This window comes from Corallococcus sp. AB049A (genome assembly GCF_003668885.1).
GTDB lineage: Bacteria > Myxococcota > Myxococcia > Myxococcales > Myxococcaceae > Corallococcus > Corallococcus interemptor.
The window spans coordinates 1-8,889 of sequence record NZ_RAWL01000362.1 but is presented as its reverse complement, the minus strand read 5'-3'; the positions used below and the strand labels follow the sequence as shown (position 1 = coordinate 8,889).

Annotated in this window: 7 protein-coding genes; 3 read left to right on the top strand and 4 right to left on the bottom strand. The window is 70.2% G+C overall.

Features of this window, described 5'->3' with window-relative positions:
• Positions 1 to 94: 94 nt before the first annotated feature.
• The 3 genes from D7X55_RS29975 (at position 95) to D7X55_RS29965 (ending at position 3,178) form a co-directional block, all read left to right on the top strand.
• Entirely contained in the window at positions 95 to 568 is a 474-nt protein-coding gene (locus D7X55_RS29975) for a YqaA family protein (RefSeq protein WP_121724855.1), read from the top strand.
• Positions 569 to 753: 185 nt separating this feature from the next.
• Positions 754 to 2,469, top strand: a complete 1,716-nt coding sequence (locus D7X55_RS29970) for a lamin tail domain-containing protein (RefSeq protein ID WP_407921793.1) — start codon at positions 754 to 756, stop codon at positions 2,467 to 2,469.
• Positions 2,470 to 2,557: 88 nt separating this feature from the next.
• Positions 2,558 to 3,178, top strand: a complete 621-nt coding sequence (locus D7X55_RS29965) for a glutathione S-transferase family protein (RefSeq protein ID WP_121724853.1) — start codon at positions 2,558 to 2,560, stop codon at positions 3,176 to 3,178.
• Between the two features lie 21 nt (positions 3,179 to 3,199).
• Here the strand turns inward: D7X55_RS29965 and D7X55_RS29960 are convergent, their stop codons facing one another.
• The 4 genes from D7X55_RS29960 to D7X55_RS43585 form a co-directional block, all read right to left on the bottom strand.
• Complete coding sequence (locus tag D7X55_RS29960; protein ID WP_121724852.1) at positions 3,200 to 4,966, bottom strand: S28 family serine protease; 1,767 nt, start codon at positions 4,964 to 4,966, stop codon at positions 3,200 to 3,202.
• 76 nt (positions 4,967 to 5,042) lie between these two features.
• Entirely contained in the window at positions 5,043 to 7,358 is a 2,316-nt protein-coding gene (locus D7X55_RS29955) for an Ig-like domain-containing protein (protein ID WP_158626447.1), read from the bottom strand.
• A gap of 26 nt (positions 7,359 to 7,384) precedes the next feature.
• Positions 7,385 to 7,807 carry a hypothetical protein gene (locus D7X55_RS29950; protein ID WP_120550325.1) on the bottom strand — a complete coding sequence of 141 codons (423 nt, stop codon included), beginning with the start codon at positions 7,805 to 7,807 and terminating at the stop codon, positions 7,385 to 7,387.
• Positions 7,797 to 8,889, bottom strand: a 1,093-nt coding sequence (locus D7X55_RS43585) for a hypothetical protein (protein WP_158626446.1), incomplete at its 5' end; no start/stop codon positions are given. The genes D7X55_RS43585 and D7X55_RS29950, both read right to left, overlap by 11 nt.

Genomic DNA, 8,889 nt, shown 5'->3' with positions numbered 1-8,889 from the left:
GCCTCCGGCACCGGGGGGCAGGGTGGAGGGCAGGGGAGCGGCGACGCGGGAGAAGACGAAAGCCCCGCCGCGGGTGTATGGCCCCAGGCCTCCCATGCCCGCCGAGCCGTCCGTCCTGTCCACCTGGGGCCTTCCCGGGATGTTCTTCGTCGCCATGCTGGCGGGCTCCGTGGTGCCGGTGCCCTCCGAGGCGATGCTCGCCGCCCTCATCTACAACGGCACGCCGCCGGTGGTGGCCACCGTCGTCGCCACCGTGGGCAATGTGCTGGGCGCGTTGACGCTCTACATCCTGGGTCAGTGGGTGTCTCGCGGCGGAGGCGGCGCGGTGGGCCGCTGGGTGGCGCGCCGCCGGGAGAAGGAGGGCCCCCGCATGGCGCGCGTGGAGGCGAACCTGCGCACCTGGGGGGCGCCCGCGCTGCTCATGGCGTGGCTGCCCATCCTGGGGGACGCGTTCGTGCTCGCGGGCGGCTTCGTGGGCGTGCGGCCCTTTCCCTTCGTCGTCTTCGTCACCCTGGGTAAAGGTCTGCGCTACGCCTTCGTCGCGCTGTCCACCACGGCCGCGATGTAACAATGCGTAACATTGCGCGTCCCCGCCGGGCGGGATGCGCCGCTCACGCAACGTTTCAAGGAATGTGACGGATAAACGGCGGTGGCGTCGTGTACGCGGAATACTGCGTCCGCGGCCCTGCCGTGACGTCCATGAACCTCTACGGCTTCCGGCTTTTTCCGGGAGCAGGATGAAACATCGTGAGCCTGAAACAAGACCTCTTCCCGCGGTCCGCCACCTTTTGGCGTACGTGGTCCTTCACGCTGCTGTGCGCGGCGCTGAGCGCGTGCGGTGGCTCCGTGGAGGCGGACGCGGAGGAGACGGCGCCGCGTCTGGTGGCGCGCGAGGACGCGCTGAACGTGCGGCTGCGCCTGATGGCGGCCAACCTGAGCAGCGGCACGGGGCAGGACTACGACCCGGGCCACGGCATCCGCATCTTCCAGGGCACCGACCCCGACATCGTGATGATCCAGGAGTTCAACTACAAGACGGACTCCGCGGCGGACCTCCGCGGCTTCGTGGATACGGCGTTCGGCACGGGCTTCTCCTACTACCGCGAGGGCGGCGCGCAGATTCCGAACGGCATCATCAGCCGCTACCCCATCATCGCCGCCGGTGAGTGGGACGACACGCAGGTGTCCAACCGCGACTTCGCGTGGGCGCGCATCGACATCCCGGGGCCCAAGGACCTGTGGGCCATCAGCGTGCACCTGCTGACGACGGGCTCCAGCGTCCGCAACACGGAGGCGTCCAACCTGGTGAAGTTCATCAACGCCAACGTGCCCGCCAGCGACTACCTGGTCATCGGCGGTGACTTCAACACCGGCAGCCGCGGCGAGGCGACCTTCAGCACCTTCTCCAGCGTGGTGTCCACGGCGTCGCCGTACCCGGCGGACAAGAATGGCAACACCAACACCAACGCGGGCCGCAACTCGCCGTACGACCACGTGCTGGTGGACAACGACCTGCGCGCCTACCAGACGCCGGTGGTCATGGGCTCCAGCACGTTCGCCAACGGCCTGGTGGTGGACACGCGCGTGTACTCGCCCCTCTCCGACATCTCCCCGGCGCTGTCGGGTGACAGCGGCGCGTCCGGCATGCAGCACATGGGCGTCATCAAGGACTTCCTCATCCCGGGGGACAGCGCCACGTCCTCGTCCGTGACGGTGCTGTCGCCCAACGGCGGTGAGAGCTGGCCGGCGGGCTCCTCGCAGACCATCACCTGGACGGCGTCCGGCATCACCAACGTGAAGGTGGAGTATTCCCTGAACGGCTCCACGTGGACCGCCATCACGTCCAGCACGGGCGCTTCAGGAGGCGGCGTGGCGTGGACGGTGCCCTCCAGCGCCAGCACCACCGCGTGGGTGCGCGTGAGCGACGCGAGCAACGCCACCGTCACGGACCTGTCCAACGCGGCCTTCACCATCACCACGGGCGGCACCGGCGGCGGCACGGGCAAGGTGTTCATCAACGAGGTGCTGCTCAACGAGCCGGGCTCGGATGTGAACGGCGAGTTCGTGGAGCTGGTGAACAGCGGCACCGCGGCGGTGGACCTGGGCGGCTGGACCGTGTCGGACGGCACGGGCGTGCGCCACACCTTCGCCAGCGGCACCACGGTGGCGGCGGGCAAGGCGGTGGTGGTGTTTGGCGGCGCGGCGGGCATCCCCTCCGGCACGGTGGGCGCGGTGGCCGCGTCCACGGGCATGCTGAACCTGGGCAACAGCGGTGACACCGTCACGGTGAAGAACAGCGCCGGCACGGTGGTGGACACGGCCACGTTCGCCTCGTCGCTCTCGGGCACGGACGGTGTGTCCGCCAACCGCGGCCCGGATGGGGCCTCCACGGGCTCCTTCGTGCTGCACACAGGTGTGTCCAGCCTGACGAGCTCGCCCGGCAAGCGCGCCAGCGGCGCCGCGTTCTAGTGCTGAACACCGCTCCTCCGGATGACGCGGGTCCGGAGGAGCGACCTGGGAGAGTGTGCCCGGCGCACGTGCCAGGAGCCCTCCCCTCATGTTGAAGGTCCACCACCTCTCCGAATCCCGCTCGCAGCGCATCCTCTGGCTCCTGGAGGAGCTGGGGCTCGACTACGAGGTCGTCCGCTACGAGCGCGACCCGAAGACGGGGTTCGCTCCGCCGGAGCTCAAGGCCATCCACCCGCTGGGCAAGTCGCCGCTGGTGGAGGACGGCGGCCGCGTGCTGGCGGAGTCCGGCGCCATCATCGAGTCGGTGATCCGCAGGTACGGCCAGGGCCGGCTTTCGCCCGCGCCGGAGGACCTGGACCGCTACACGCACTTCCTCCACTACGCGGAGGGCTCCGCGATGCTGCCCATCGTGCAGCAGCTCTACGTGAAGCGGCTGGGGGACGCCGCGGCGCCCATCAAGCCGCGCATCGACTCCGAGCTGAAGAACCACCTCACGTACCTGGAGGGCGCGCTCCAGGGCCGTGAGTACCTGGTGGGTGATTCACTGACGGGCGCGGACATCCAGCTGAGCTTCGTGCTGGAGGCCGCGAAGTCCTTCCGGTTGCTGGCGGAGCTGCCGAACCTCACGGCCTACCTCGACCGGCTCCATGCGCGCCCCGCGTACCAGCGGGCGCTGGAGCGGGGCGGGCCGTACAAGATGGGTCGCTGAAGAGGCCTGGTTCCGCGACGCCTAGCGCAGGCGGGGCGGCACGTGGGGGCCGACGATGGGCGGCTCCTCCGAGCGCAGGTACTTGGGCGCGCGCTTCAGCGGGGCGATGCCCATCCAGCGGTTGAGCGTGGCCTTCGCCTCCGCCTGCTGGGCCGCGGGCAGCTGGCTGATGCGCGAGCCGTGCGTGCCTCCCGGGACCGTGTACAGGTAGGAGTCCTGCGCGTTGCCCAGCACGTAGGCCGCCGCCGTCCACGGGTCGTAGCTGCCGTAGATGAACATCAGGCGCTGGCCCTGCGTGGACACCCAATCCTGGATGTCCGGCATGGCCTCCGGGCGGAAGACGAACGGGATGCCCGGCGGCGAGTACACCTCGCCGGTGTCGGTGTCCGGGAAGTGGATGAGCGCGCCCAGGTGCTTCTCATAGGGCTGGGGCCAGCCCAGCTCCGCCGCGGCCTGGTAGTAGTAGGCCGCGTACGGGGTGATGCCCTGGTCCGAGAACGAGTTGATGCCGACCACGGTGTCCAGCGCTTCGAACAGGTCCCCATCCGGCGTGGTGGCTGTGGCTTCGGGGATGTACGTGGCGCAGGTCGACGCGGGGAAGTACTGCCAGAAGGCGAAGTAGGTCTCGATGACGGCGTGCTCCAGCGCCAGCTCGCGGCCCAGCTGGGAGTACGTCAGGTTGTTGTTCGTGGCGTATTCGTCCACGAGGGTGAGCATCCGGTCCCGCCGCGAGAGCACCTCGCGCTGGAAGGCCCACAGGCGCTCGCGGCACGCGAGCTGCGCGTCTCCGCCCACGGTCTCCTGGAAGGTCACGAAGCGCTCGTCGTTGCGCTTCGCGATGGGCGCCACGTACGCCACGGTGGCGTCCACGTCATCCGGGTAGAAGCGGCGGAAGAACACCACCGTCTCGCCGCCCTTGCTGCCGCCCGTGGACACCCACTTGCCGGTGTAGATGAGCTTGAGCGCCTGGGTGAGGCGGTGGAAGTCATCCGCGGACTGGCGGATGGTGAGGTGGCTCCAGTCCGCGGGGGCCGGGGTGCTCTCCTCGAAGAAGCGGTGCTCGACGGAGACCTGGTTCGCGGACAGGAGCTGGGTGGGCTCCGTGCGGCCGGTGCTGAGGGTGAGGTTGTAGCCGCTCGTGGAGAGCACCATGGGACTGGTGTCCGCCTTGTGCAGTAGCGTGACGTCCTGCTCGAAGCGCTGGCACTCCGGGTGGGCGTGGTCCGCCGGCTGGTTGTACTTCAGGACGAAGAACCGGTAGCCGACGGGGACGTTGCTGGTCCGCTCCTGCACCACGGTCAGGCCTGGGATGGCCTCCAGCCGGGCCTTGATGTCGAGCGACGTGTTCTGGATGACGCTCAGGTCCGGCGCCTGATCCACCCAGCCGCTGGGCGTGCACCCCAGCACGCCACCGTCGGTGCCCGCGTCCATGTCGATGCCCGCGTCGGGGTAGTAGATGCCCCCGTCCAGGTCGACGCCCGCGTCGTAGGGGCCCGCGTCGTAGGTGCCCGCGTCGTAGGGGCCCGCGTCGGCTTCCGTGCCTGCATCGTCCTCCGTGCCCGCGTCCGTGCCGGCGCCCGCGTCCACGTCCGTGCCCGCGTCGGTGCGCGTGCCCGCATCGAAGCCGGCGTCCACGGGCGGCGGGGTGCCGCTGTCGGGACGGGGATCATCCGGGCCGTCATCGCCACAGGCGACAGGGCCTCCCAGCAGCAGGAGCAGGGGGACGAGCAACGCCCTGGAGGCCAGGCGCGCCGGCTTGAAGGGCTGGGAGAACAGGAAGGGCTTCATGGGTCCGCGTTCCTCGGCGACCGCGCCCGCCGGGCCTGTCCCGGCGAGTGACGGCGCGCACACGCGGATTCCAGCCTCAAGGCCGGAGCATGTTCAAGGGGGCCACCCCCGTGAGGTCCTCCACGCTGTCGTAGAGGAGCTGCCCGACGTAGTTGAAGTTGTGGGCCCAGGCGCCGGGGTCCTTCTTGCTCAGCTGGTAGTTGTGGGCGGCCTTCACCAGCGCCGGCGTGAACGGCGCGAACGCGTTGGCGGAGACGGACTCGGTGGCGCCGCAGGTGCCGTCCTTGTCCGTGTCCTTGAAGAAGTACGGATTGACGTCGCCGTTGTAGCAGAGGCCGTTGCCCGTCACCCCGCGCATGGCGGTCAGCAGGCGCGCGGCCATGCCCTGCACCTCCGCCGCCAGGGACTCCGCCGTGTTCCCGTCGCCGTCATAGTCCGCCATGTGGACCAGGCGGATCTGCTCCGCCGTGCCCTGGTCCGCGTGGCACGTCTCACAGCGCTCGTTCCACACGTCCTGGATGCGGAAGGTGTGGTTGCTCTTGCCCGGGACATGGCAGCTGGTGCACTGCACGCCGCCCATGTGCGTGAGCCGCCCGGCGTAGGTCTTGTTGGGGTACTCGTAGCCAATCCGCGCCAGCGTCCCTTCGCGCGTCCCCGCGGCCGGCAGGTAGTGCACGTTCTGGAACCGCGGCGTGCCCCCCGCGCCCAGCGCCGTATCAATGGTGGCCTTGGACGCGCGGCCGATGTGGCAGTTGGCGCAGAGGTTGTCCTGGCCCGGCAGGTTCACCGTCTTGCCGTCCGGCAGCCACGTCTGGGCGGGGACGAAGACGTCGTAGTCCGGTTCGAAGTTCTCGTGGCAGGTGGAGCACTCCAGGCCGTTGGCGGTCTCCGGCACCAGCTGCCCGACGCCGTACTGCACGAAGAAGCGGTAGCCCTGCGCGCCGCTGTGGCAGCGCGAGCAGCTGGCCTGGACGGTCTCGCTCGAGTCCCAGTTGCGCGCCGCCTTGCTGGCGCCGTTGAAGTGGCCCGGGTCGTTGCGCACCAGCAGCGACGTGTCGAAGGGCACGCTCAGCGCGGTGTTCAGCGACTGGGTGGAGTCGTGCAGCAGCTGGAGGATGTACTTCGCGTTGTGCGCGAACGCGCCCGGATCCACCCGGGACAGCTGGTAGTTGTACGCCGCCTTCTGCAGGCGGGGCGTCCAGCTGGCGTACGTGTTGGCCGCGACGGCTTCGCTTGGGCCGCACGTCCCGTCCCCATTGGTGTCGCGGAACCAGTACGGGTGCGTGTTGCCGTAGCAGATGGGCTGGGCCCGCTCCGCGCCGTAGCGCTGGATGGCGGCGAGCAGCCGGTCCCGCAGGCCCTGGAGCTCGTAGTAGATGCCCTCGGTGCGGTTGTTGTCCCCGTCGTAGTCCTGGTTGCGCGAGGCGATCTGCCGGATGTCCCAGGCCTTCGTGACGTCGGTCACACCGGGGTGGCAGGTGGCGCAGGCCTCCCAGCGGACTCGCGTGGTGTGCGGGTCGTGGCACTCGTTGCACTTGTCGAAGTTGGGCACGTGACGGAAGCGCGAGTCGTAGACCTGGCCCGCGTACTGGTAGCCGCCCGCGGCCTGACTGGCGAAGAGCGTCGCGCCCGCGGGGTAGTAATGGATGTTGGTGAAGCCCAGCGCGGCGGAGGCGGTGTCCTCGCCCACCACGCCCGCGTCCGCAATCTGCGCGTCCACGTCCTTGCCGGAGGCGCGCCCCTGGTGACACACCACGCAGCGTGCCTCCGGGCCCAGGCCGGTGACCTGCTTGCCCGCGGGGAAGGTGACCGCGGTCAGGCTCGCGGCGGCGCTGTCATGGCACGTCTCGCAGCGGACCACCGACCCCGCCGGCGCGGGGGCGTCCACCCTGCCGGGCGAGGATCCGTCACCGCCCAGGAAGTCGATGTAGCCCTCGGAGCTGTGGCAACGCGCGCAGCTGGCGGGGACGAGGCCGTCCTGGTTCCAGTGGGAGAAGGCCTCGGCGGTGGTGTCCGCGTGCGGAGAGCCGGACCAGGCGAGGTAGTAGGGCACCTGGCTGGGGTCGACGCCCCCGTCGCTCGCGAGGCTGCCCATCACCACCACCACGTGGCGCGCCTCCAGCTTCGACTTCGTGCCGGTGACCTTGATGGCGGTCTCCCCCGCGCTGACGCCCGTCACCTGGCCGGAGTCGTCCACGGTGGCGATGGCCGGGGCCTCGCTCTCCCAGCGGTAGCCGTCGTCGGTGGACTCGCGCGTGGTGGCCGTGAGCTGGATGGACTGGCCCACGAGCACCGAGTGCGGACCGTCCGTGACGACCTCCGGGTGGGGCGTCTCCAGTTTGGCGCAGGCGCTCAGCACGCAGAGCAGCAGCAGCAGGAGGGGTCGTCTCATGGGGGCCGCCTCGGAAGGAAGGTGCGTCATGGTTGGGCGCCTGCGGAGATCCACGCGAGGAGGGTCTGGTACTCCGGGGAGCCCTCCCCGTAGATGGCTCCGCCGCCGTGGCCCGCGCCGGAGGTCTTGCGCAGCAGCCGGCTGGCGGAGGGGTTGGAGGTGTCCGTGAGGGAGATGACCGCCGCGTAGTCCGCGTCGGCATCGCCCGTCAGCAGGAAGGAGGTGTTGCCCGCGGCGCCCCCGCCGCGATGGCAGCTCTGGCAGCCGGAGGTGAGGAGCGGATGGACGTCGCTCGCGAAGGACACGGCGCTTCCCGCGTCCCCTCCGCCACCGCCATCGGTGGGGGGCGGGCCGGCGTCGGCGGAGACGGGACCCCGCTCGAAGTCGGCGCAGCCCAGGGCCAGCGTGAGCAGCGTCGCGAGGAGCGCGGTGCGGGTGTCAGAACTCATAGGCCACCACCAGCCGCGTGAAGTCGTCCGGCGTTTCGTCGACCTTCTCCAGGTTCCAGAACTGGAAGAGGCCGGCGCTCAAGCCCCGCCACCGCGCGACCACGCCCACGTTGTGGCTGGAGGCGTCCTCGCGGGTGAGCGCGTTCGAGTCCAGGATGAGGCCCCGGCGGTTTCCGAAGGTGCGCAGCCCCTGCCGGTACTGGACGTAGAGCCAGTCCGTGGGGTGGTAGCGCAGCTGGAGGTAGCTGGCGAAGTGGTAGTAGTCCGCGCCCGGCCCGCCGTAGCCCTCCGCCTCGCCTCCGGACACGTCCGCGCGCAGCAGCCCGGCGCCCAGCGAGAAGTGCTCCAGCACCGGGAGCCCACGCGGACGCCACACCGCCACGTCCAGTGCCTGGAGGAACAGGCGGCGCCCGAAGCCCAGCGAATTGAAGTAGGGCGAGTACCAGACGTTGATGGGGCCCCACGCGCCGCCAAGCCTCGCGCCGACGCCCAGGGGGGTGTCCTCCAGCGGTGCCAGGTCCGACTGGAGGTTGAGCACCGCGTCGGCACGCTTCAGCCGGTAGCCGGCGATGACGTAGGCGTCACCGGAGAGGGCGAGCGGCCCCAGGCGGCGCTCCACGTTCACCGTCAGCCCTTCCCGGGCGAACACCACCGGAAGCACCCGCTGATCAAAGCCCGCGAGCCCTCCGTAGCTGTGATGGAAGAGCGGATCCCCGCCGAAGGGCACCAGGATCTTGCCCCCCTTGGCGAACACCTTCACCGGCCAGGACGCGCCGCCCACCCGGTAGCCCACCTCCCAGAACTGGAGTGACAGGACCTCCAGGGTGAGGGTCACCGGGTCTTCGGCGGACTGCCGCGTCAGGAAGAGGAAGTGGTGGTAGCTGCGCAGCGCGTTCTCGCCCTCCGACTTGAAGGGGTGGTCGTTGTAATGGATGCGCTCGTAGTTGAGGTCGAAGCGCCCGTTCAGGCTCAGCGAGCCGAGGACCGGGAAGGTCCCCAGCTGCACGCCACCGTGAGGCCCCGCGGGCCCGTGCGGGCTGGGCGGGGTGGACGGCTGCGCCACGGCGGGCCCGGGCGCGGTG

Coding starts and splice junctions, on each gene's coding strand:
- D7X55_RS29975 (WP_121724855.1), top strand. CDS start 95: ATGCCCGCCGAGCCGTCCGTCCTGTCCACCTGGGGCCTTCCCGGGATG.
- D7X55_RS29965 (WP_121724853.1), top strand. CDS start 2,558: ATGTTGAAGGTCCACCACCTCTCCGAATCCCGCTCGCAGCGCATCCTC.
- D7X55_RS29960 (WP_121724852.1), bottom strand. CDS start 4,966: ATGAAGCCCTTCCTGTTCTCCCAGCCCTTCAAGCCGGCGCGCCTGGCC.
- D7X55_RS29955 (WP_158626447.1), bottom strand. CDS start 7,358: ATGAGACGACCCCTCCTGCTGCTGCTGCTCTGCGTGCTGAGCGCCTGC.
- D7X55_RS29950 (WP_120550325.1), bottom strand. CDS start 7,807: ATGAGTTCTGACACCCGCACCGCGCTCCTCGCGACGCTGCTCACGCTG.